Below are 21,198 nucleotides of genomic sequence, written 5' to 3'. Positions count from 1 at the left end.
ACGAGGCTTACACCCGCATGGGCATGAGCACATAGAGGGCCTGCTCGTCGGTCGGGTCGCGCACGATGGTGGGCGAACCCGCATCGGCGAGGTGCAGTTCCATGCCGTCCGACTTCATCTGGCCCGCCACGTCCATCAGGTAGCGCGAGTTGAAGCCGATATCGAGCGGGTCGGCGTCATAGGAACAGGCCACTTCCTCTTCCGCCGAACCCGAGTCCGGATTGTTGACGGTGAGCACCACCTTGTTGCCGCCGATCGCCAGCTTCACCGCGCGGCCCTTCTCCTGCGAGATGGTGGAGACACGGTCCACCGCCTGGGCGAAGGTCCTGGTGTCGAGCTCCAGCTTCTTGTCGTTGTTGCGCGGGATGACGCGCTCATAATCCGGGAAGGTGCCATCGATCAGCTTCGATGTCAGCACCAGGTCGCCCGCCGCGAAGCGCACCTTGGCGGCCGAGAGCGAAACCTCCACCGCACCGTCGATGCCCTCGAACAGCTTGACGACTTCGAGCACGGTCTTGCGCGGCACGATGACGCCCGGCATGCCCTTTGCCCCGTCCGGCCTGGCGATCTGCGCCTGGGCGAGGCGATGACCGTCGGTCGCCACGGCGCGCAGCAGGCTGCCCGCCGCCACGTCGTGGAAATAGATGCCGTTGAGGTAGTAGCGCGTCTCCTCGGTCGAGATCGCGAAGCGCGTCTTCTCGATCAGGCCCTTGAGGTCGGTGGCGGTGATGGCGAAATGATGCGGGAAATCGCCCGCCGCAAGATCAGGGAAATCCTCGTGCGGCAGCGCCTGCAGTGCAAAGCGCGAGCGGCCGGCGAAGATCGACACGCGCTGGCCGTCGCCCGCCTGCTCGAGTTCGAGCTGCGCGCCATCGGGCAACTTCCTCACGATGTCATAGAGCATGTGCGCCGGCACGGTGGTGGCGCCGGATTTCGACACCTCGGCCGGCACGCTTTCGACGATCTCGATGTCGAGGTCGGTGGCGGTCAGCTTCAGCTGGCCGTCGCCCGCCTGCAGCAGCACGTTGGACAGGATCGGAATGGTGTTGCGCCGCTCGACGACGCTCTGCACATGGGTGAGCGCCTTGAGGAAAGCTGACCTCTCGATCGTGACACGCATAAGCCGGTAATCCCTCGTTCCGTGGTTTCCGGCCTCATGCCGGGCCGGAAACTTTGGCGCGGAAAGCGTGCAAGTTCAAGGGTTATCGGGGGCTTTTCAGCCCTGTTCGACGAGCCGGATGAGGAGGGCCACCTCACGGGCGAGCTTGTCGTCCGTCTTGATCTGGTCCTCGATCTTGCGCACGGCGTGCAGCACCGTCGAATGGTCACGCCCGCCGAAGCGGCGGCCGATTTCGGGAAGCGACCGGGCGGTCATCTTCTTGGCCAGATACATGCCGATCTGGCGGGGCACCACCACGCTCCGCGCCCGGCGCGGCGACAGCAGGTCGGTGCGGCCGACATTGAAGTGGCGGCCGACGATCTTCAGGATGTCGTCGATCTTGATGCGCGAGCCATCGGGGCTGGCCTGCATGTCGCGCAGGACGAGCGAGGCGAGGTCAAGCGTCACCGCGGCATTGTTGAACTGCTGGTAGGCGGTGATGCGGTTCAGCGCCCCTTCCAGCTCGCGGCCCGTGCCGGTCACCCGGTTGGCGATGAATTCCAGCACCTCGTCCGGGATGACGACCGTCTGGTCGCGCTTCTGCATCGTCTCGTAGCGGCTCTGCAGGATGCGGCGGCGGGTTTCGAGGTCCGGCATCTCGATGTCGACCACGAGGCCGCCCATCAGGCGCGAGCGCATGCGCTGGTCGATCGAGTCGAGCTGGGCCGGCGGCACGTCGGCGGCCACGATCACCTGGCGGCGCGAGTCGACGAGGCCGTTGAAGGCGTTGCAGAACTCCTGCTGCATGGTCTTGCCCTGCAGGAACTGGAAGTCGTCGATCAGCAGCACGTCGACGGCGGCGAACTGGTCCTTGAAGGCCAGCGTGTCGCGCTGCCTCAGCGCCATCACGAAATTGATCATGAAGCGCTCGGCGGTGAGGAACATCACACGGCGATCGGGGCGCTTCTCCTTCAGGCGGTGGGCCACGGCAGAGAGCAGATGCGTCTTGCCGAGGCCGGAACCGGCATGGATGAACAGCGGATTGAAGGTGACGGCCGCACCCGGGGCGGCATCGGCCACACGGCACATGGCGGCATGGGCCAGCTGGTTGGAAGATCCGACCACGAAGGTCTCGAAGGTCTGGTGCGGATCGAGCTGCGGCCCGCGCTCGGCGGCGGACACGGCCTGCGCCTGCGCGATCACCGAAGGCTGCGGCTGCGCGGCCGCGGCGGGCTGCGGCGCATGCGGGGCCTGCTCATCGGCCACGGCACGCTGCGGCACGCCGCCGCGCATCCTGACGCGAACATGGATGGAGTCGAAGCGGCCGAGTTCGGCCTCGCTGATCTTGTGCAGCTTCGAGACATAGTGGGTCTCGATCCAGGACTTGAGGAAACGGGTGGGAACGGAAACGATCAGGCGGCCCTGCTCGAAGTCCTCGAGCTCCATGCGCGCGAACCACGAGGTATAGAGATCTTCACCAAGTTCAGCCCGCAGGCGCTGTGCAACACGATCCCACCTCGTCTTCACGTCCGTCAAAACAGTCATCTTCTTCCGCATCCCTTCGCGCGCATTCTGCGGCGCGCATCATCATTGCGACTGGGCCGATGGCCCAACCGTCTCTCGATCCCGGCAGCTGCCGCTGGCTACCTGCCAGCGCGCTCCGGGACGAAGGCCGAAGTTTCCGAAGTGATCATCACATGCCCCTGCCGTAGCATTTCAAGTCGACACGGTCCGTTGTCCGGGTTTGTCATGTGCCCCAAGCCTCACTCACAACACCCTCACCCCACGCACACATAGCTTCCGCTTGGACGGAGGCCGCCCAGCAAACGCCACCACTGACCGCTTGTCAGAACCGTTGGGCGCGACTGGCCCGGGTCCTGTCATGTTGCGGGCGATTGGCCGTGCGGCCTGCCCACGGACGGGAACTTACAAAAGCGCTCGCGGCCCAAGCAACCTGATTCAGGAAACGCTCCGTACACGGAAGTGGCTTGACGCGTTTGCGGCCCGGCGCCGGTTCCGCGCCCCAATCCTAAGGCCCTGAGACTCTTCCGCTTTTGCGGCAGGGCACACGGCTGGGCGGGGCGCGGCGAGGCCTGCACCACCGTGAGCCTTATCGAAGGGCTTCGCGCGCGGGGCGCGCGGTTTGCGGCAGCTCCCGCCGGGTTGCCGGATAAGCCTTTGTATTTTCGCTAAAAATTCTGCGCGAGACGTTCCGTCCCCGGATAAATCATGCGGCTGTGGAAAAGCCCAAGACCCCGCAGGAACAACGAAAAACGCCGGACAGATACTGTCCGGCGCCACAGAAAACGACAGGGTCCTGCACAAGGCAGGACGGGTCGTCAGGCCTTGAGAGCCTTCACGCGGGCGGCAAGGCGCGAGACCTTGCGCGAGGCGGTGTTCTTGTGAAGAACGCCCTTCTGGGCGCCGCGCATCAGCTCCGGCTGGGCGGCCTGGAGGGCGGCGGCGGCTTCCGCCTGGTTGCCGGAGGCAATCGCCTCCTCGACCTTGCGCACGAAGGTGCGCATGCGGCTGACGCGGTTCTTGTTGATCTCGGTGCGGCGGGCGGAGACGCGGGTGGCCTTCTTCGCCGATTTCGTATTGGCCATGTGGCTTTGGTCCTGCTTCAGAAATGCGTTTGATCGGCCTTGCAAGACAAGGAGCCGCCATGCCCATTGGCAGACGGCCCGCCTTCCCGGCCCATCGGGATGGCGGGCTTATAGGGAAGTGGGGCCTTTCCGTCAATGGCCTGTAAGCGACTCTGATATCTCAGGGTTTTTCCCATTTCCCGGTCTTTTCCGAGCGGAAGAAGGCGTCAAGGATCTTCATGTTCTGGATGGCGTCCTCCACCCCCCAGAAGGGCTTCTGCTTCTTGCGGACCACGCGGCCGAAGGCCTCCGCCTGCAGCTGGTACTGGTCGGACACGGGAAGTTCCGTCCACACCCCCTGGTTCATCTCCATGCCCTGCACGAAATAGCGGTTCGGCCTGTCAGGGGGCGCGTTGAAGGGAATCTCGATCTCGATCCGGCCCTTGGTGCCCATGATGTTGACGCGCTGGTAGGGCGCAAGCTGGGTCGAGACGGTGAAGGACAGGTGACGCCCCTGGCCGAAATCGGCAAGGCCGCCGGCGATCCGGTCGGTCCTGAACTTGGGGTCGCGGTCGAAGGTGCCGACCACGCGGGTGGGCTCGCCGTCGAAGATGTAGCGCGACACGGTGATCGGATAGCAGCCGATGTCGAGCAGCCCGCCGCCGCCGATGTCCGCCTTGTTCCTCACGTTCTTCGGGTCGCGATTGAAATAGGAGAAGAGCACCTGGATCGCCCGCACCTCGCCGATCTTCTTCTTCTTCACGAGATCGCGCGCTGCGAGCCACTGCGTGGCATGGCGCACCATGAAGGCTTCCGCCACGAAGACGTTCTTGATCTTCCTGAGCTGCATCGCCTCCTTCGCGGTGATGGCGATGGGCTTTTCGCACAGCACGTGCTTTCCCGCCTTCGCCGCGGCCAGCGTCAGCGGCACATGCAGGTGGTTGGGCAGCGGATTGTAGACGGCCTCGATCTCGGGGTCGGCCAGCATTTCCTCGTAGGAGCCATAGGCCTTGGGGATTCCCAGCTTCTTGGCCCATTCCTGTGCCGTCTTCTTGTTGCGCGACGAGATCGCGACGATCTCGATGTCCTTCGACTTCAGCATGCCCGGCAGGACCTTGGCCACGCCGATGTTCGCCGTCGAGATGATGCCCCACTTCACGGGTTTCATGTGTCAGCCCTCCCTGATCAGGAGCGCATGTTTAGTCTGCCACGGCCAGTGTTGGAAGTGTCTGCGAGCGCCGCACTGAGATAGTCGCGCGTCAGGGCGCGCGGGGTTTCCGGGTTCTCCGGCTTTCCCGTCAGCGCATAGCGCAGCCACAGCCCGTCGATCATGGCGGCGATGCCGTCTGCGAGGCGCAGGGCCTCGACTTCGGGAACGAGGCGGCGCAGGTCGTGGAGCAGGCTGCTGCGCAGGCGGCGGTGATAGAGCGAGAGGATGTTCATCAGCCGTGGCGAGTGGCGGGCATTGCCGTAGAGTGCCAGCCAGGCGCTGAACACCTGCTCGTCGAACTGGGCATCGCCGAAGCAGGCATCGATGATTGCGCGGATGCGTTCGCGCGGCTCCGCCGAGCGGGACAGGCGGGCCACCGCATCGGCTCTGAGTTCCGCCAGAAGGTGGCGCATGGTGGCGAAGAGCAGCTCGTCCTTGTCCTTGAAATAGTGGTGCACCATGCCGGAGGATATCCCCGCCTGGGCGGCGATGCGCGCCACGGTGGCATTGGCGAAGCCATGCACGTGGATGGCGGCAATCGCCGCCTCCACCAGCTGCTTGCGCCGGATCGGCGCCATTCCAAGCTTCGGCATTCCCCTGCCTCCAGCCGAAACTGTCGGTTTTTATTGGTCAGCTGTCCAATGAAAACTTGCCGAGTGTGCGAAACCTGAATTAGTCTCGGCCCATGCCGCGGGGCCGCCAAGAAGGCTTCGGGTGAACAGGGAGCAGATTATGAAGTCATTCATCAAGAGCGTGGCGGCGGCTGCCGTCATGGGCGTCGCCATGGCCTCCACCGCCTTTGCCGCCGATCCGGCCAGCTGCAAGGCCGTGAAATTCGCGGATGTGGGCTGGACCGACATCCAGGTCACCACCGGCGCCACCTCGGTCGTGCTCGAGGCGCTGGGCTATGAGCCGCAGGTCTCCACCCTCTCGGTGCCGGTCACCATGGCGTCGCTCAAGAACAAGGACATCGACGTGTTCCTCGGCAACTGGATGCCCTCCATGACCGCCGACATCCAGGCCTATCTCGACGACAAGTCGGTGGAACAGGTCGCCGCCAACCTCGAGGGCGCGGGCTACGGCCTCGTCGTTCCGCAATATGTGGCCGATGCGGGCGTGAAGTCGCTCGCCGACCTCGGCGCCAACAAGGACAAGTTCGGTGCCAAGATCTTCGGCATCGAGGCCGGCAATGACGGCAACCGCATCATCCAGACGATGATCGACGATCCGAAGAACAACATGAAGGACTTCCAGCTGGTCGAAAGCTCGGAAGCCGGCATGCTGACCGAGGCCGAGAAGGCCATGAAGAACAACGAATGGATCATCTTCCTTGGCTGGACGCCGCATCCGATCATGGGCGAGATGAAGATCGCCTATCTCGATGGCATGGGTGACTCAGGGTTTGGCGCCGCCACCGTCTACACCGTGGCCCGCGCCGGCTACACCAGCGAGTGCCCGAACGTCGGCCAGCTGCTGAAGAACCTGAAGTTCGACCTCGCCATGGAAGGCGCCATGATGGACCCGGTGCTGAAGAACGGCGCCGACCCGAAGGAAACCGCCAAGGCCTGGCTCAAGGCCAATCCGGATGTGGTAAAGCCCTGGCTGCAGGGCGTCACCACGCTGGACGGCGGCGACGCGGCCGCCGCGGTCGACGCCGCGCTGAAGGGCTGAGCACGTTTGAGGAGCCCGGGACAACCTCCCGGGCTCCTTTCCTTTCGTATGCGTTTGATGCCAGACTGACCGCGGCAGCATAAGCCAGCGGCGTCACTCTCGGGGGAGGGGCAGATGGATCCGGTCTCCAATTTCATCCGGTCGTGGAAGATCCCGGTGGGGCCATGGGGCAAGAGCTTCATGGACTTCATCGTCAATTACTTCCAGTGGCTGTTCGACGCCCTCAAGGTGTCGCTCAACTTCGTGGTGGACTGGACCACGGCGGGCCTGCTCGCCATTCCGCCGGTGCTGCTGGCACTCGCCATCGCCGGCTTCGCCTATTGGCTGCAGAAGTCGTGGAAGCTGGCGCTGGGCGTGCTGATCGGCCTTCTCTTCATCATAAACCAGGGCCTGTGGAAGGAAACGGTGCAGACGCTGGTGCTGGTCGTCGGCGCCACCGCGCTGTCGATGGCCATGGGCGTGCCGCTCGGCATCTGGGCGGCGCACAAGACCAGGGTCTGGCATGTCACCCAGCCGATCCTCGACCTGATGCAGACCATGCCGACCTTCGTCTACCTGATCCCCATCCTCATCCTGTTCGGGCTGGGTGCTGCACCTGCCCTCATCGTCACCATCATCTTCGCCATGCCGGCGCCGGTGCGCATGACCTATCTCGGCATCACCTCGATCCCCAAGCCGATGATCGAGGCGGGCGAGGCCTTCGGCGCCACCAAGCGGCAACTCCTGTGGAAGGTGGAACTGCCGGCCGCCATGCCATCGATCATGGCCGGCCTCACGCAATGCATCATGCTGTCGCTCTCCATGGTGGTCTTCGCCACGCTGATCGGCGCGCCGTCACTCGGCAACCCGGTGTTCAAGGCGTTGTCCAACCGCAACATTCCGCTCGGCATCGAGGCGGGCCTCGCCATCGTGGTGCTGGCCATCATCCTCGACCGCATGCTGGCGGTGAAGGCGGGAGCCAAGAAATGACGACGGCAATAGAGTTCAGAAACGTCGACATCATCTTCGGCGACAAGACCGACGAAGCTCTCAAGCTGGCCCATGCCGGCACCGACCGCTCGGAGATCCTGGCCAAGACCGGTGCGGTGCTGGGAGCCACGCAAGCCAGCCTCACCGTCAACGAGGGCGAGATCAGCGTGCTGATGGGGCTTTCGGGCTCCGGCAAGTCGACGCTGCTGCGCGCCGTCAACGGCCTCAACAAGGTGACGGGCGGCGAGGTGCTGGTGAAGGATGGAAGCCGCATGGTCGATGTCGCCTCCTGCGACGAGCCCACGCTGCGCCACATCCGCCAGAAACAGGTGGCCATGGTGTTCCAGCAGTTCGCGCTGCTGCCGTGGCGAACGGTGCGCGAGAACGCCGGCTTCGGCCTGGAGCTTGCAGGCGTTCCTGTGCCTGAGCGCAATGCCAAGGTCGACAAGCAATTGGAGCTCGTCGGCCTCAAGCAATGGGCCAACAAATACGTCCACGAGCTCTCGGGCGGCATGCAGCAGCGCGTCGGCCTGGCCCGGGCGTTTGCAACGGAAGCGCCGATCCTGCTGATGGACGAGCCCTTCTCCGCGCTCGATCCACTGATCCGCACCAAGCTGCAGGACGAGCTCCTGCAGCTGCAGAAACAGATCAAGAAGACCATTCTCTTCGTCAGCCACGACCTCGAGGAAGCGCTCAAGATCGGCAACCGCATCACCATCATGGAGGGCGGCCGCATCGTCCAGTCGGGAGCGCCGGAGGACATCGTGCTGAAGCCCGCCAACGACTATGTGCGGGACTTCATCGCCAATGTGAACCCGCTCTCGGTGCTGACCGCATGGAACGTGATGCGGGCACTGCACGAGTTGGAGAAGGATGCCGATGGCTGGGTGTGGCTGGACAAGCGCCGCACCACGCGCTTCAGGCTGGGGACCGATGGCAAGGTCGTCGCCGCGGAACGCGACGGGCATCCCGCCACCTGGGTGTCATGCGATCACGTCGAAACACCTGTCGATGAGGGCCATCGCCCGGTGTTCTGGGCGCGGCCGGGAACCTCGCTGAAGGTGGTGATGCTGGCCATTCACAACACCGACGTCGCCCCCGTGGCGATCTTCGACGAGAATGACCGATTCCTCGGCGCCATCGGCGTCAGGAATGTGCTGCAGGCGGTGCTCAAGCGCCAGGAGTAGCCGGGTCCCAGGCGGTGCCGGCGGCGAGCGGGCCGGCGCCGAGATGGTGCGCGATGGTCTGGCCGATGTCGGCGAAGCTTTTTCTGAGCCCGAAGCTGCCGGGATGCATGCCCGGCATGTAGCTCATCACCGGGATCTGCTCGCGGGTGTGATCGGTGCCGCGCCACGTAGGGTCATTTCCGTGATCCGCGGTAAGGACGAGCAGGTCGCCCGCGCGCAACTTCGCCATGATGCGCGGAAGCCCGGCATCGAAGGATTCGAGCAGCCGGCCGTAACCCACCGGATCACGGCGGTGGCCGAATTCGGTGTCGAAGTCGACGAAATTGGTCATCAGGAAGCCGCCCTCGCCAAGGCCGTCCATGTTGGCGAGGGTCGTTTCGAGGAAGGCCGGGTTGCCCGCCACCTTGAACTCGCGGCCGGTTCCCACATGGGCATAGATGTCGCCGATCTTGCCGACCGAGACGACGTCCCGGCCCGCCCTGCTCAGCACCTCCAGCAGGGTGGGCTGCGGCGGCGTCACCGCGAAGTCCTTGCGGTGTCCGGTGCGCTTGAATTCCCCCGGCCGCTCTCCGAGGAAAGGCCGCGCAATGACACGGCCGATGTTCATGGGATAGGTGAGCTCGCGCGCGATGCGGCAGACCTCGTAGAGGCGGTCGAGCCCGAAATGCTCCTCATGCGCCGCGATCTGCAGCACGCTGTCAGCACTGGTATAGGCGATGGGCTTGCCGCTGCGGATGTGCTCTTCGCCGAAGTCCTCGATGACCTGCGTGCCCGACGCATGGCACAGGGCGAGCAGGCCCGGGATCTTCGCCCGGGTGACGATGCCGTCGATCAAGTCCTGAGGGAAAGCCGGGACGCTGTGCGGGAAATAGCCCCAGTCGAAAGCCAGCGGCACGCCGGCGATCTCCCAGTGGCCGGTGATCGTGTCCTTGCCGCGGGAGACTTCGCGGGCCACGCCAAATTGTCCGATGAGAGGTTGCGCCGCGAGCGGGTTGCGGCCAGTCGATAGTGCCGCCGCCTGCCCCAGTCCAAGTGAGGCCATGTGCGGCACGTTCAGCGTCATGTGATCGCAGATGTGGCCGAGCGTGTTGGCGCCGTCGTCGCCGAAGCTTGCCGCATCGGGTGCGCCACCGATGCCGAAGGAATCGAGAATCAACAGGAAGGCGCGCGCCATCTTTGCTCCGCTTCAGCCAGTGATGCGCGCCAGCACCGTTGCCGATTCACCGGGGCGCTCGCCCACAACATAAGCGGATTTGACGATTTCCGCAGCCTTCGCGAAGCTGTCCTCATCAGCCGCGTGGACGAGACAGAGGGGTTGCGAAACGTCGGCCCGTGCAGCCTTGCCGAGCAGTTGCGAGAGGCCGACGCGGTGGTCGATCACATCGGAGGCCACGCGGCGGCCGCCGCCCAGTTCGATGACAGCGAGGCCCAGATCGCGGGTCTGGATGGCGGAGACGAAGCCCTCGCGGTCGGCATGGACGGGGCGGATGACCGGGGCCGTTGCCAGCCGCTCGCGGAAGGTGGAAAGGAAGTTCGCCGGGCCGCCCAGCGCGGCAACCATGCGCTCGAAATGTTCAGCCGCCCTGCCGGAGGTGAGCGCTGCCTCGAGGCGGGAGCGGGCCTGGGCGGCGTCTGGCGCGATGCCGGTGCTGACCAGCAGTTCGGCGCCCAGCGCCAGGGTGATGTCCATGACGCGGGGATCGCTGCGGCGGTTGAGCAGGAAATCGCAGGCATGGGCCACCTCCAGCGCATTGCCGGCGCAGGGTGCGAGCGGCTCGCTCATGTCGGTGATCAGCGCCGTAGTGGGAAGGCCCGCGCCATTCGCCACGTCGACGAGGCTCTCGGCCAGTTCCTCGGCATCGGCCATGCGCGTCATGAAGGCGCCGGAGCCCATCTTCACGTCGAGGACGAGGGAGCCAAGTCCCGCGGCGAGCTTCTTGGAAAGAATGGAGGCCGTGATGAGCGGCACCGACTCGACCGTCGCCGTCACGTCGCGGATGCCATAGAGGCGCTTGTCGGCGGGGGCGAGGTCGGCGGTCTGGCCGATGATGGCGCAGCCCGCCTCGCGCGTCACACGGCGAAAGAGATCGAGCCCCGGCTGGGTGGCATAGCCGGGAATGGAATCGAGCTTGTCCAGCGTGCCGCCGGTGTGGCCAAGGCCCCTCCCGGAAATCATCGGCACGTAGCAGCCGCAGGCGGCGAGCATGGGGGCGAGCATGAGCGAGAGATTGTCGCCGATGCCGCCGGAGGAATGCTTGTCGACCACCGGGCCGGGCAGGTCCCACTGCAGCACGGTGCCGGAATCGCGCATGGCCAGCGTCAGGCCCACGGCCTCCTCCCGGCTCATGCCGCGGAAGAATACCGCCATGGCGAAGGCGGCGACCTGGCCTTCGGATACCGCACCCGAGGTGAGGCCTGCGATGAAGTCCTTCACTTCCTCGCGCTTCAGCGATGCGCCGTCGCGCTTGCGGCGGATCAGCTCCTGCGGCAGCATGTCAGCTATCCCTTAGAAAGCGGGTGACGAGGAGCTTCATGTTCTCCGCGGCCTTTGCCCCCTCGCGCTTCGTTTCCTCGTGGCTCGGCGATGCGCCCTCGATGCCCGCGGCGAGGTTGGTGATGACGGAGAGGCCCGCAACCTTCAGGCCGAAGCGGCGGGCGAGGATCGTCTCGGGCGCGGTCGACATGCCCACGGCAGAGCCGCCGATGACCTGGAACATGCGGATCTCCGCCGGGGTCTCGAAGGAGGGGCCGGAGTACCAGCAATAGACGCCTTCGTGGAGCGCAATGCCCTCCGCCTTCGCCGCGGCGTGGAAGCGGGCGCGGAGCGCGGGGTCATAGGCATCGGTCATCGGCACGAAGTTCTCGTCACCGTGCTGGCCGATCAACGGGTTCATGCCGGAATAGTTGATGTGGTCCGAGATCAGCATGATGGAGCCCGGGCGCATCCCGGGCTTGAGGCTTCCCGCCGCGTTGGTGAGGATCAGCGTCTCGATCCCTGCCCCCTTCAGCATCTCGATCGCCGGGCGCATGACGGCGGCGTTGCCGGACTCGTAAGGGTGGGCGCGGCCGGCGAGGACGGCGACCTCCTTCCCGCCCAGTGTTCCGACGAAGAGCTTGCCGGCGTGGCCCGAGATCTTCGGCACGGGGAAGCCCGCAAGATCCGTATACGGAATGATGAGCGGGTCCTCGACGGCCTCGGCCAGTGCGCCGAGGCTGGAGCCGAGGATGATGGCGGTCTTCGGCGCCCTGCCCTTCAGTTTTTCGGCCAGCACATTCATGCGAGGTTCTCCGGGCCGAAGGAGAAGGGCAGCAGCTCCTCCAGCGTGAAGGTCTGGATCAGTTCGCCCGATTCAGTGCAGCAATGGATCCTGACGTCCGGTGCGGCGAATTCGCGGATCTTCTGGCGGCAGCCGCCGCAGGGGGTGCACAGCGTCGCGCCATTGCCCATCACCGCGATCTCGGTGATCTTCCGCCCGCCGGCCATGACGAGGGCGGAGATGGCGGAAGGCTCGGCGCACCAGCCCTGCGGGTAAGAGGCGTTCTCGATGTTGCAGCCGCCATGGACGCGGCCATATTCATCGCGCATGGCGGCACCGACGAGGAATTTCGAATAGGGCGCATGGGCGCGCAGGCGGGCGGACTTCGCCTCCTCGATCAGGTCATGCATGTCAGCGGTCCTTCGTATAGGGGAGGCCAGAGGCCTTGGGTGGCACCGACTTGCCGATGAAGCCGGCGAGCAGCACGACGGTGAGCACGTAAGGAAGCATGTTGATGAACTGCACCGGGATCTGGAAGCCGCCGACCGAGGCGCCTTGCGCGAAATTGCCCACCGCCTGCAGGAAGCCGAAGAGCAGGCAGGCGCCCAAGGCCGGCCAGGCGCGCCAGTTGGCGAAGATCAGCGCCGCGAGCGCCATGAAGCCGCCGCCCGCCGTCATGTCGCGCACGAAGCTCGAGGACAGCGAGGTGGAGATATAGGCCCCGGCAATGCCGCACAGCACGCCCGCGATGATGACGGCGCGATAGCGCAGGGCCGCGACCGAGATGCCGGCCGTGTCCACCGCATGCGGGTTTTCGCCCACGGCGCGGAGCCTGAGGCCGAAGCGGGTGCGGGCCAGCGCCCAGGCGGTGAGCGGCACCAGCAGGAAGGCGACATAGGCAAGGATCGAATGTTCGAAGAAGATCCGGACCAGCGGTCCGATGACGGGCAGCGTGTCCAGTGCGGGGAACTGGAAGGGCAGGAATCGCCCGTCCGGCGGAAGGGCCGGCGTGCGGCCGCCCTCCTTGAACCATTCATTGCCGAGCACCACGGCGAGACCGGCGGCCAGCATGTTGATGGCAACGCCCGAGACCACTTGGTTGCCGCGCTGGTTGATCGAGGCATAGCCGTGGACGAGCGCGAAGGCGAGCGAGGCCAGGATGGCGCAGAACAGGCCGATCCAGGCCGAGCCGAAGACGGCGGAGGCGGAGGCCGCAACGAAGGCGGCGATCAGCATCTTGCCCTCGAGCCCGATGTCGACGATGCCCGACCGCTCCGACCAGAGCCCCGCCATGCAGGCGAGGATCAGCGGTACGCTCATGCGGATCGTGGAGGCGAGGAGCTCGATGTAGAGGTTCACTGGTTGCCCTCCCCGCCGACGGGATAGAACAGCGCCGAGAGTGCCGGCCGGAAGGCATATTCGAGGGCCCCCATGAACAGGATCACGAGGCCCTGGATCACCACCACCATGTCGCGGTTGATCTCAGGCTTGGCGAAGGAAAGCTCGGAGCCGCCCTGATAGAGCAGGCCGAAGAGCATGGCGGCGAGCAGGATGCCGATGGGGTGCGAGCGGCCCATCAGCGCCACGGCAATGCCGACGAAGCCGGCGCCGCCGACATAGCCCAGCACCAGCCGGTGCTGGACGCCGAGGATCTCGTTCACCGGCACGAGGCCCGCGAGCGCGCCGGAGATGACCATGGCGATGATGATGATGCGGTCCGGCCTGATGCCGGCATAGACCGCGGCGGCCGGGTTCGCCCCCAGCGCGCGGATCTCGTAGCCGAGCTTGGTGCGCCACAGCAGGTACCACACCGCCCAGGCCGCGATGAGCGCGAGGAAGACGGAGAAGTTCAGCGGCGAGGAGGCGATCCTGACGCCGAAGAATTCGCGCGCCACCTCGCGCGCGCTCATGATGTAGGCCCCGGTGATCTCGCGGCTCTCGACCGCCATCTTGCCGACGGGGCGGAACCAGTAGTTGATCAGGTAGCCGACGAGGCTCGCCGCGATGAAGTTGAACATGATCGTGGTGATCACGATGTGGCTGCCGCGCTTGGCCTGCAGCACGCCGGGAATCCAGGCCCAGAAGGCGCCCATGGCCATGGAGGCGAGGATGGCGAGGGGGATGAGGATGGGCCAGGGCAGGAACTCCAGCCCCAGGCCCACCGCGGCCGCACCGACGCCCGCCATGTAGGCCTGGCCCTCGCCGCCGATATTGAAGAGGCCGGCGTGGAAGGCCACCGCCACGGCAAGCCCGGTGAAGACGAAGGTGGTGGCATAGTAGAGGAGGTAGCCCCAGCCCTTGAGCGAGCCGACGGCCCCCTTGAGCATGATCCACATCGCCTCCACCGGGTTCTCGCCGATGATGAGCACGATGAGGCCCGAGACGGCCAGCGCCACGCAGAGGTTGATGAGCGGAATGAGGCCGACGTCGACCCAGTGCGGAAGTTCGCCGCGGTGCTGTACCATCAGGCGGCATCCCGGGCGACGCCGGCCATGAGCAGGCCCAGCTCGCGCTCGTCGGCGCCCGGCCCGCGCTCGCCCATGATGCGGCCGGCGAACATGACCAGGATGCGGTCCGACATGGAGCGGATCTCGTCGAGCTCGACCGAGACGAGGAGCACCGCCTTGCCCTCGTCGCGCAGCTGGATGATGCGCTTGTGGATGTATTCGATGGCGCCGATGTCGACCCCGCGTGTGGGCTGGCCGACGATGAGGAGATCGGGGTTGGACTTGATCTCGCGCGCGATGATCAGCTTCTGCTGGTTGCCGCCGGAGAACTTGGAGGACTTGAGGAAGGGGTCGGGCGGGCGGACGTCGAACTCCTCCATCTCGGCGCGGGCCCGGGCGACGACCTTGTCACGGTCGAGACGGAAGCCCTTGCCCAGCTGCTCGAGATGATGCCAGCCGAGGATGGCGCTCTCGGCGGCATCGAAGCTGCCGATGAGGCCGCGGTGCTGGCGGTCCTCCGGAACATGGGCCAGCCCCTCCTCGCGCACGTGGCGCGGGTCACCGAGGATGCCGATGTCCTTGCCCTCGAAGATCACCTGGCCGGAGCTGGGCTTTGCAATGCCGGCGATGACGTCGAGCAGTTCCGACTGGCCGTTGCCGGAGACGCCGGCAATGCCGACGATCTCGCCCTTCCTCACGCTGAAGGAGACATTGTCGACGCGGGGCACGCCCTTCCTGTCCTTCCAGGTGAGGTTCTTGACCTCCAGCACCGTCTCGCCGGGATTTGACGGCCCCTTCTCGACGCTGAGCAGCACCCGGCGGCCGACCATCAGCTCGGCCAGTTCCTCGACGTTGGTGGCTTTCGTCTCCTTCGTCGCCACCAGCTCGCCGCGGCGCATGACCGAGACGCGGTCGGTGATGGCCATGATCTCGCGCAGCTTGTGGGTGATGAGGATGACGGTCTTGCCCTGGTCCTTCAGTGTACGGAGGATGCGGAACAGGTGGTCGGCCTCGTCCGGCGTGAGGACGCCGGTGGGCTCGTCGAGGATCAGGGTCTCGGCGCCCTTGAACAGGGCCTTGAGGATTTCGACGCGCTGCTGCAGGCCGACAGGCAGTTCACCGACGATGGCGTCGGGGTCGACCTCGAGTTCATAATCCGCGGCGAGGCGCTCGAGTTCGGCGCGGGCCTTGGCGAGTGCCGGGCCGATGAGGCGGCCGCCCTCGGCGCCGAGCACCACGTTCTCAAGCACGGTGAAGGGCTCGACCAGCATGAAGTGCTGGTGCACCATGCCGATGCCGAGCGCGATGGCATCGGATGAGGAGCGGATCTTCACCGGGCTTCCCTTGACGCGGATCTCGCCCGAGTCGGCGTGGTAGAAGCCGAAGAGGATCGACATCAGGGTCGACTTGCCCGCACCGTTCTCGCCGATGATGCCGTGGATGGAGCCGGGCTCGATCGCCAGCGACACGTCCTTGTTGGCATGGACGGAGCCGAAGCGCTTGTCGATGCGGATGAGTTCGATGGCGGGAGTCATGCCGTTCCCGTTTCAGCAGGCAAGGTTCGAGCCGCCTTCCGGATGGAAAGCGGCTCGCAGTGACTTACTGCACGGGGCAGGTATTGTCGGTCGTGTAGTCGTGCACCTTGATGGTGCCGGCGATGATGTCGGCCCTGGCCTTCTCGGCCGCGGCGGTCATCTCGGGCGTCAGCAGCGGCTTGTTGTTGTCGTCCACCGCATAGCCCACGCCATCCTCGGCGAGGCCGAGCACCTTGATGCCCGGCGTGAAGGAACCGTCCTTGCCGGACATCATCACGTTGAAGACGGCGACGTCGACGCGCTTCAGCATGGAGGTGAGGACCTTGCCGGGGTGCAGGTAGTTCTGGTTGGCGTCGACGCCGATCGACAGCGCACCGCCATCGGCAGCGGCCTGAAGGACGCCCAGGCCCGTGGCGCCGGCGGCGGCATAGATGACGTCGGCACCCTGGGCCATCTGGCCCTTGGTGATCTCGCCGCCCTTGACCGGGTCGTTCCAGGCGGCACCGGTGTCACCCGTCATGTTCTGGATGACGGTGGCATCGGCCTTGGCGGCCTTCACGCCCTGGGCATAGCCGCAGCCGAACTTGCGGATCAGCGGAATGTCCATGCCGCCGACGAAGCCGACCTTGCCGGACTTGGACGCCATGCCGGCGAGGAGGCCGACGAGGTAGGAGCCCTCCTCCTCCTTGAACACGATGGACTGGACATTGGGCAGGTCCACCACCATGTCGACGATGGCGAACTTGAGGTCCGGATACTCCTTGGCGACCTTCTCCAGCGCCGCGGCCTGGGCGAAGCCCGCCGCGATGATGGGGGAATAGCCCTGGTCGGCGAAGTTGCGGATGGCCTGCTCGCGCTGGGCCTCGTTGGCGATCTCGAACTCGCCATAGGCGATGCCGGTCTCCTTCTTGAACTTCTCGGAGCCGTTGAACATGCTTTCGTTGAACGACTTGTCGAACTTGCCGCCGATGTCGAACACGATCGCCGGCTTGTCATCCGCCGCCAGCGCGGCGGTGGCCGACATGGCAAGGGCCGCCACGGCGGCGAGGAGTGAACGTCTGAGCATCTTCGTCTCCCTGTTTGAAGTGTTTGTCCGATCTAACCACAACCCTGCCGGGGTGGCGATAGCAATGTTGATCATCCGATCAAAACACCCCCGCCATGGGCCGGTCAAGCGGGCGGCTTGAAAGCCGGGAACAGGTTTCACATATGATGGTTGTAGCTGAGGATGCCGCGTCCGGGTTCCAGCTCATTGCTGCTTCACGAGGGCAAAACCGAAATGAAAAGTCTGTCTGTTTTTTCGTCCCCCCTGCTGCTCGGCTTCGATGAGCTCGAGCGGATGCTCGACCGGGCCACCAAGACCGGCGGGGACGGCTATCCACCCTACAACATCGAACGGCTTCCGCGCGCGGAGGGCGAGGCCGAGCGGCTTCGCATCACGCTGGCCGTGGCGGGCTTTGCCCGCGACGAGCTGGACGTGACGGTCGAGGAGAACCAGCTGGTGATCCGCGGCCGCCAGAAGGAGGAGGACGGGAAGGCCTACCTGCACCGCGGCATCGCGGCCCGCCAGTTCCAGCGGGCCTTCGTGCTGGCGGACGGGATGGAGGTGACCGGGGCGAGGCTGGAGAACGGCCTGCTCGAACTCCACCTCGAACGACCCGAACCGCGGCGGGTGGTCCGCCGTATCCAGATTGGAGGGTGATCATATGGAATTGAAGAAGTCCGTCGATCTCACGCCGCAGGACCTAGCTTTGCTGGGCGAGGGCGACCTCGGATATATCCGCGAGATCGCAGTCAACGAAGCCAAGCGGCTGCTGGGCGGGCAGGCCAGCGTTTCGGCCGACTCGAAGCTGTTCTGCCTCTACAATGCCGATGGCACGCCGGTGTCGATCTCCGGCTCGAAGGAAGCGGCCATGGGCAGCGCCTTCGAACATGAGCTGATGCCGATGAGCGTGCACTGAGCCCGCAAACCAGTGCTGAATGACGGGCCCCGGCGGATGCCGGGGCCCTTTTTTATCCTGCAGCAGGAATTTTCAGCTTGACTTTGTTCCTATTTTGTTCTATATATCCCAGCACGTGCCTGCTGCTGATTGACATTGTGAAAGATTTCCCGGGCCGGCGCGCCACAGCCGATCCCGGATGACCCTCTCCCCTGGCCCTGCGGGCGAGGTGCGTGCCGGGGGACCCCCCTTCCGGCGAGGAGGGAGTGGTGGGAGTGAGTTCTGTCATACCCCCGAAACTGGCGTCACCCCGGCGAAGGCCGGGGTCCCGCTTCGGTCCGGCACTCTGTGAATTCACCTTGCGCGGACTTGATCCGCGCATCCCTTTCGGGCGGCGGACAAAGGGCCCCCGGGTCAGGCCCGGGGGAGATGAATTCATGAGGAGACCAGGGGAAGGAAGCGGGATCCCGGCCTTCGCCGGGATGACGGCAATAACTGGATATGCCCCTAAGCCGCCGAGGCCGATTTCGGGTTGGCGGCGGGCTCGGTCAGGATCGCGTAGAGGCCCATGGCATCATCGGTGCCGCGCAGCTTGGCGACCACGGCGGGGTCGCGCAGCAGGCGCGAGATCTTGGCGAGGGCCTTCAGGTGGTCGGCGCCGGCATCCTCGGGGGCCAGCAGCACGAAGACGAGGTCAACCGGCTGGCCGTCGACCGAATCGAAATCGACCGGCTGGGCGAGCCTCGCGAACAGGCCATAGACGCGGCTGATCGACGGCAGCTTGCCATGCGGGATGGCGATGCCCTGGCCGATGCCGGTGGAACCCAGCTTCTCGCGCTTCATCAGCGTCTCGAGAATCACCCGGTGGTCCACCGCCACCTGGGCGGCGAGGGCCTGGGAGAGTTCCTGAAGCAGCTGTTTCTTGTTGGGCGCCTTGAGGCTCGCCAGAACGGACTGCTTGTCGATCAGGGAATCGAGGGTCATGTCGGGTCAGCTCCCCGGGAAGGTCGCGCGTCAGGCCGCCGGCTTGGGATCGACCCAGCCGATGTTGCCGTCGGGACGCCGGTAGACGAGATTGAGCCCGCCATGGCCACCATTGCGGAATAGCAGGAACGGCTGGGTGGAGATGTCGAGTTGCATAACCGCCTCGCCAACCGAGAGTTCCGGCAGCTTGAGGCCGGTCTCGGCCACCACGACGGGGTGCTCGCCCTGGCCGTCATGCTCGTCGGACTGCGGCTCGATCACATAGCTCTGGGCCTCGAACTGGCGGACCGGCTCGCGGCGCTTGCGGTGATGGTCCTTGAGGCGCTGCTTGTAGCGGCGGAGCTGCTTTTCGAGATGGGCGGCGGCCTCGTCGAAGCTCGGATGGGCTTCAGCGCCGGTGCCCTCGGCCTGCAGCACGAGGCCGGTGGCGAGGTGGAGGGCGCAGTCGGTGTGGAAGAAGCTGCGCTGCTTCTCCACCGTCACGGTGGCGTGAACGGTGCCGTCGAAATACTTCTGCTGGAGGGTGCCGAGGCGGCTTTCGATGTGCTCGCGCAAGGCGTCGCCAACATCGAGGTTCTTTCCGGTGACTTTGATCTGCATGGCCGTCGCAAATATCCCTGCTTCGCCCCTGCGATTACACATGGGCGCGTTTGGCTGACACGTCAACTGGGCTGTCCGGCGGATCCGAAACGCAGTTGCCTTCCGCTTCGCTGAACCTGCGTACCGGACCCCCTTCCCCAGGGGCCCCTTCGCGAAGCGGGCGGAACCTAGTCGAGGGCGGAGGCCCCGTCAAACCCTATTGGGCAGCCTGCACGCGGGCTTCCCGGCGGCGCTGGACGGAAGAAGGAATCCCCAGGCTTTCCCGGTACTTGGCCACTGTCCGACGGGCAATGTCGATGCCCGAGGCCTTCAACCTGTCGACGATCGTGTCATCCGACAGCACGTCCTGGCCCTCGGCTGCGATCAACTCGCGGATGCGGTGGCGAACGGCCTCAGCCGAGTGGGCATCGCCCTCCCCGTCCGCCGAGGCGATGGCGGTGGTGAAGAAATACTTCAACTCGAAGATGCCGCGCGGGGTTGCCATGTACTTGTTGGAGGTGACGCGGCTGACGGTGGACTCGTGCATCTCGATGGCATCCGCCACGGTGCGCAGGTTCAGGGGCCTGAGGTGCTGGATGCCGAGCAGCAGGAAGGCATCCTGCTGGCGGACGATCTCGCGCGCCACCTTGAGGATGGTCTTGGCGCGCTGGTCGAGGCTTTTCACAAGCCAGGAGGCATTGGCCTGGCACTCGGACAGATAGACCTTGTCCTCGCTCCGCTGGGCGGTGGCGGAGACGCGGGCGAGGTACTGGTTGTTGATGAGGACGCGCGGCAGCGTATCGGTGTTGAGCTCCACCACCCAGGCGCCCTCGGGCGAGGGACGCACCAGGACGTCCGGGATGACCGGCTGGACGGGATCCGACCCGAAGGCATGGCCGGGCTTCGGGTCCAGCGCGCGGAGCTCCGCCACCATGTCCTTCAGGTCCTCGAGATCGACGCGGCAGATGGTCCTGAGGGCCGCATAGTCGCGCTTGGCCACCAGATCGAGATGGGCGACGAGGGCGGCCATGGCGGGGTCGAAGCGGTCACGCTCCTTCAGCTGGAGGGTGAGGCATTCCCTGAGGTCGCGGGCGAAGACGCCCGGCGGATCACAGGACTGAAGCATTGCCAGCACCGCCTCGACATGGGCCGCGGAGGTGCCCAGCGCCTCGGCCATGGCGGGAATGTCGGCGATGAGGTAGCCCGCCTCGTTGAGGCTGCCGATCAGGTGCTGGCCGATGAGCTGGTCGGCAGGGCCGGTGAGCAGCAGGTGCATCTGGTCGGTGAGGTGCTCGGCGAGCGTGGGCTGGCGGGTGAGCGTCGCGTCGAAATCCAGCCCCTCGGCATCGAGCGAGAGCGCCCCCTGCGGCCTGAGCGACGACCAGCCGGAATCGGGCGGCGGCACGGCGGCCTCACGCGAAGCGGCATCGGCGCGCGATTCATGGGTGTAGACATTCTCGAGCTCGGTATCGAGCGTTCGCAGCCGGTCCTCGGCGGCGGAGGTGGAGGCGAGGGCCGCCACCATGTCCGGCTGGCTCTCCGGCGCTTCGGCAGGCTTCTGGATCTCGGCGCGCTCGTCGCGCTCGAGGAGCGGATTGCGCTCCAGCTCCTGGTCGACATAGGCCTGCAGTTCGAGGTTGGACATCTGCAGCAGCTTGATCGCCTGCTGCAGCTGCGGCGTCATCACCAGGGACTGGCCCTGGCGGAGGTCGAGCCGCTGGTTCAGCGCCATGGG

Annotated in this window: 21 protein-coding genes; 5 read left to right on the top strand and 16 right to left on the bottom strand. The window is 65.6% G+C overall.

Annotated features, from left to right (window positions below; genetic code table 11):
* Positions 1–7: 7 nt before the first annotated feature.
* The 5 genes from dnaN to betI all read right to left on the bottom strand — a co-directional run bounded on the left by dnaN (position 8) and on the right by betI (position 5,487).
* Positions 8–1,120: a DNA polymerase III subunit beta gene (gene dnaN / locus DK847_RS12805; protein ID WP_111198903.1), complete on the bottom strand. Its 1,113-nt coding sequence runs from the start codon at positions 1,118–1,120 to the stop codon at positions 8–10.
* Between the two features lie 96 nt (positions 1,121–1,216).
* Complete coding sequence (gene dnaA / locus DK847_RS12800; protein WP_111198978.1) at positions 1,217–2,644, bottom strand: chromosomal replication initiator protein DnaA; 1,428 nt, start codon at positions 2,642–2,644, stop codon at positions 1,217–1,219.
* Positions 2,645–3,438: 794 nt separating this feature from the next.
* Positions 3,439–3,705: a 30S ribosomal protein S20 gene (rpsT, locus tag DK847_RS12795; protein ID WP_111198902.1), complete on the bottom strand. Its 267-nt coding sequence runs from the start codon at positions 3,703–3,705 to the stop codon at positions 3,439–3,441.
* Positions 3,706–3,865: 160 nt separating this feature from the next.
* Positions 3,866–4,852, bottom strand: a complete 987-nt coding sequence (locus DK847_RS12790; RefSeq protein WP_111198901.1) for a Gfo/Idh/MocA family protein — start codon at positions 4,850–4,852, stop codon at positions 3,866–3,868.
* Positions 4,853–4,869: 17 nt separating this feature from the next.
* Positions 4,870–5,487 (bottom strand): transcriptional regulator BetI, encoded by a 618-nt coding sequence (gene betI, locus DK847_RS12785; RefSeq protein WP_111198900.1) that lies wholly within the window; start codon positions 5,485–5,487, stop codon positions 4,870–4,872.
* A 139-nt stretch (positions 5,488–5,626) separates the two neighbouring features.
* Here betI and choX point away from each other — a divergent pair, with 139 nt between their 5' ends.
* From choX to choV, 3 genes are all read left to right on the top strand, one after another.
* A complete protein-coding gene (gene choX / locus DK847_RS12780; RefSeq protein WP_111198899.1) occupies positions 5,627–6,565 on the top strand; it encodes a choline ABC transporter substrate-binding protein in 939 nt (312 codons plus the stop codon).
* Positions 6,566–6,679: 114 nt separating this feature from the next.
* Positions 6,680–7,534, top strand: coding sequence for a choline ABC transporter permease subunit (gene choW, locus DK847_RS12775; RefSeq protein ID WP_111198898.1), 855 nt, complete (start codon positions 6,680–6,682; stop codon positions 7,532–7,534).
* Positions 7,531–8,721: a choline ABC transporter ATP-binding protein gene (choV, locus tag DK847_RS12770; protein WP_111198897.1), complete on the top strand. Its 1,191-nt coding sequence runs from the start codon at positions 7,531–7,533 to the stop codon at positions 8,719–8,721. The genes choW and choV overlap by 4 nt, the downstream gene beginning before the upstream one ends.
* On the opposite strand, the gene DK847_RS12765 is transcribed toward choV, so the two are convergent.
* From DK847_RS12765 to DK847_RS12730, 8 genes are all read right to left on the bottom strand, one after another.
* Positions 8,705–9,895, bottom strand: coding sequence for a phosphopentomutase (locus tag DK847_RS12765; RefSeq protein ID WP_111198896.1), 1,191 nt, complete (start codon positions 9,893–9,895; stop codon positions 8,705–8,707). The genes choV and DK847_RS12765 overlap by 17 nt on opposite strands.
* A 12-nt stretch (positions 9,896–9,907) precedes the next feature.
* A complete protein-coding gene (gene deoA, locus DK847_RS12760) occupies positions 9,908–11,215 on the bottom strand; it encodes a thymidine phosphorylase (RefSeq protein ID WP_111198895.1) in 1,308 nt (435 codons plus the stop codon).
* Position 11,216: 1 nt separating this feature from the next.
* A complete protein-coding gene (locus DK847_RS12755) occupies positions 11,217–11,999 on the bottom strand; it encodes a purine-nucleoside phosphorylase (protein WP_111198894.1) in 783 nt (260 codons plus the stop codon).
* Entirely contained in the window at positions 11,996–12,388 is a 393-nt protein-coding gene (cdd, locus tag DK847_RS12750) for a cytidine deaminase (RefSeq protein WP_111198893.1), read from the bottom strand. Before cdd ends, DK847_RS12755 begins: the two co-directional genes overlap by 4 nt.
* A gap of 1 nt (position 12,389) precedes the next feature.
* Positions 12,390–13,337, bottom strand: a complete 948-nt coding sequence (locus tag DK847_RS12745) for an ABC transporter permease (protein ID WP_204508319.1) — start codon at positions 13,335–13,337, stop codon at positions 12,390–12,392.
* A complete protein-coding gene (locus DK847_RS12740; protein ID WP_111198892.1) occupies positions 13,334–14,443 on the bottom strand; it encodes an ABC transporter permease in 1,110 nt (369 codons plus the stop codon). Before DK847_RS12740 ends, DK847_RS12745 begins: the two co-directional genes overlap by 4 nt.
* Complete coding sequence (locus DK847_RS12735; RefSeq protein ID WP_111198891.1) at positions 14,443–15,960, bottom strand: ABC transporter ATP-binding protein; 1,518 nt, start codon at positions 15,958–15,960, stop codon at positions 14,443–14,445. The genes DK847_RS12740 and DK847_RS12735 overlap by 1 nt, the downstream gene beginning before the upstream one ends.
* A 64-nt stretch (positions 15,961–16,024) precedes the next feature.
* On the bottom strand, positions 16,025–17,026 hold the full coding sequence (locus tag DK847_RS12730; protein ID WP_111198890.1) for a BMP family lipoprotein: 1,002 nt from the start codon (positions 17,024–17,026) through the stop codon (positions 16,025–16,027).
* A 213-nt stretch (positions 17,027–17,239) separates the two neighbouring features.
* Between DK847_RS12730 and DK847_RS12725 the strand changes: the two genes are divergently transcribed.
* Both DK847_RS12725 and DK847_RS12720 read left to right on the top strand, forming a co-directional pair.
* Positions 17,240–17,662 carry an Hsp20 family protein gene (locus DK847_RS12725; RefSeq protein ID WP_111198889.1) on the top strand — a complete coding sequence of 141 codons (423 nt, stop codon included), beginning with the start codon at positions 17,240–17,242 and terminating at the stop codon, positions 17,660–17,662.
* A 4-nt stretch (positions 17,663–17,666) separates the two neighbouring features.
* The gene (locus DK847_RS12720; RefSeq protein WP_111198888.1) at positions 17,667–17,921 is read left to right on the top strand and encodes a DUF1150 family protein; all 255 of its coding nucleotides are present in this window, start codon (positions 17,667–17,669) and stop codon (positions 17,919–17,921) included.
* A 486-nt stretch (positions 17,922–18,407) separates the two neighbouring features.
* On the opposite strand, the gene ptsN is transcribed toward DK847_RS12720, so the two are convergent.
* The 3 genes from ptsN to rpoN all read right to left on the bottom strand — a co-directional run bounded on the left by ptsN (position 18,408) and on the right by rpoN (position 21,195).
* On the bottom strand, positions 18,408–18,884 hold the full coding sequence (gene ptsN / locus DK847_RS12715; RefSeq protein ID WP_111198887.1) for a PTS IIA-like nitrogen regulatory protein PtsN: 477 nt from the start codon (positions 18,882–18,884) through the stop codon (positions 18,408–18,410).
* Between the two features lie 30 nt (positions 18,885–18,914).
* Entirely contained in the window at positions 18,915–19,484 is a 570-nt protein-coding gene (gene hpf / locus DK847_RS12710) for a ribosome hibernation-promoting factor, HPF/YfiA family (protein ID WP_111198886.1), read from the bottom strand.
* A 196-nt stretch (positions 19,485–19,680) separates the two neighbouring features.
* On the bottom strand, positions 19,681–21,195 hold the full coding sequence (gene rpoN / locus DK847_RS12705) for an RNA polymerase factor sigma-54 (protein WP_111198885.1): 1,515 nt from the start codon (positions 21,193–21,195) through the stop codon (positions 19,681–19,683).
* Positions 21,196–21,198 lie beyond the last annotated feature (3 nt).

This window comes from Aestuariivirga litoralis (genome assembly GCF_003234965.1).
Lineage (GTDB): Bacteria > Pseudomonadota > Alphaproteobacteria > Rhizobiales > Aestuariivirgaceae > Aestuariivirga > Aestuariivirga litoralis.
Note: the sequence above shows the minus strand (reverse complement) of the source record. Positions and strands in the feature narration are given on the sequence as shown.

What these genes read in the sequence shown, in the direction of transcription:
- ptsN (WP_111198887.1), bottom strand. Translation starts at nt 18,884, where the DNA reads ATGACCCTCGATTCCCTGATCGACAAGCAGTCCGTTCTGGCGAGCCTC.
- cdd (WP_111198893.1), bottom strand. Translation starts at nt 12,388, where the DNA reads ATGCATGACCTGATCGAGGAGGCGAAGTCCGCCCGCCTGCGCGCCCAT.
- DK847_RS12725 (WP_111198889.1), top strand. Translation starts at nt 17,240, where the DNA reads ATGAAAAGTCTGTCTGTTTTTTCGTCCCCCCTGCTGCTCGGCTTCGAT.
- betI (WP_111198900.1), bottom strand. Translation starts at nt 5,487, where the DNA reads ATGCCGAAGCTTGGAATGGCGCCGATCCGGCGCAAGCAGCTGGTGGAG.
- rpsT (WP_111198902.1), bottom strand. Translation starts at nt 3,705, where the DNA reads ATGGCCAATACGAAATCGGCGAAGAAGGCCACCCGCGTCTCCGCCCGC.
- DK847_RS12755 (WP_111198894.1), bottom strand. Translation starts at nt 11,999, where the DNA reads ATGAATGTGCTGGCCGAAAAACTGAAGGGCAGGGCGCCGAAGACCGCC.
- DK847_RS12740 (WP_111198892.1), bottom strand. Translation starts at nt 14,443, where the DNA reads ATGGTACAGCACCGCGGCGAACTTCCGCACTGGGTCGACGTCGGCCTC.
- dnaA (WP_111198978.1), bottom strand. Translation starts at nt 2,644, where the DNA reads ATGACTGTTTTGACGGACGTGAAGACGAGGTGGGATCGTGTTGCACAG.
- deoA (WP_111198895.1), bottom strand. Translation starts at nt 11,215, where the DNA reads ATGCTGCCGCAGGAGCTGATCCGCCGCAAGCGCGACGGCGCATCGCTG.
- DK847_RS12720 (WP_111198888.1), top strand. Translation starts at nt 17,667, where the DNA reads ATGGAATTGAAGAAGTCCGTCGATCTCACGCCGCAGGACCTAGCTTTG.
- DK847_RS12790 (WP_111198901.1), bottom strand. Translation starts at nt 4,852, where the DNA reads ATGAAACCCGTGAAGTGGGGCATCATCTCGACGGCGAACATCGGCGTG.
- choV (WP_111198897.1), top strand. Translation starts at nt 7,531, where the DNA reads ATGACGACGGCAATAGAGTTCAGAAACGTCGACATCATCTTCGGCGAC.
- DK847_RS12765 (WP_111198896.1), bottom strand. Translation starts at nt 9,895, where the DNA reads ATGGCGCGCGCCTTCCTGTTGATTCTCGATTCCTTCGGCATCGGTGGC.
- choW (WP_111198898.1), top strand. Translation starts at nt 6,680, where the DNA reads ATGGATCCGGTCTCCAATTTCATCCGGTCGTGGAAGATCCCGGTGGGG.
- hpf (WP_111198886.1), bottom strand. Translation starts at nt 19,484, where the DNA reads ATGCAGATCAAAGTCACCGGAAAGAACCTCGATGTTGGCGACGCCTTG.
- dnaN (WP_111198903.1), bottom strand. Translation starts at nt 1,120, where the DNA reads ATGCGTGTCACGATCGAGAGGTCAGCTTTCCTCAAGGCGCTCACCCAT.
- DK847_RS12735 (WP_111198891.1), bottom strand. Translation starts at nt 15,960, where the DNA reads ATGACTCCCGCCATCGAACTCATCCGCATCGACAAGCGCTTCGGCTCC.
- choX (WP_111198899.1), top strand. Translation starts at nt 5,627, where the DNA reads ATGAAGTCATTCATCAAGAGCGTGGCGGCGGCTGCCGTCATGGGCGTC.
- DK847_RS12730 (WP_111198890.1), bottom strand. Translation starts at nt 17,026, where the DNA reads ATGCTCAGACGTTCACTCCTCGCCGCCGTGGCGGCCCTTGCCATGTCG.
- rpoN (WP_111198885.1), bottom strand. Translation starts at nt 21,195, where the DNA reads ATGGCGCTGAACCAGCGGCTCGACCTCCGCCAGGGCCAGTCCCTGGTG.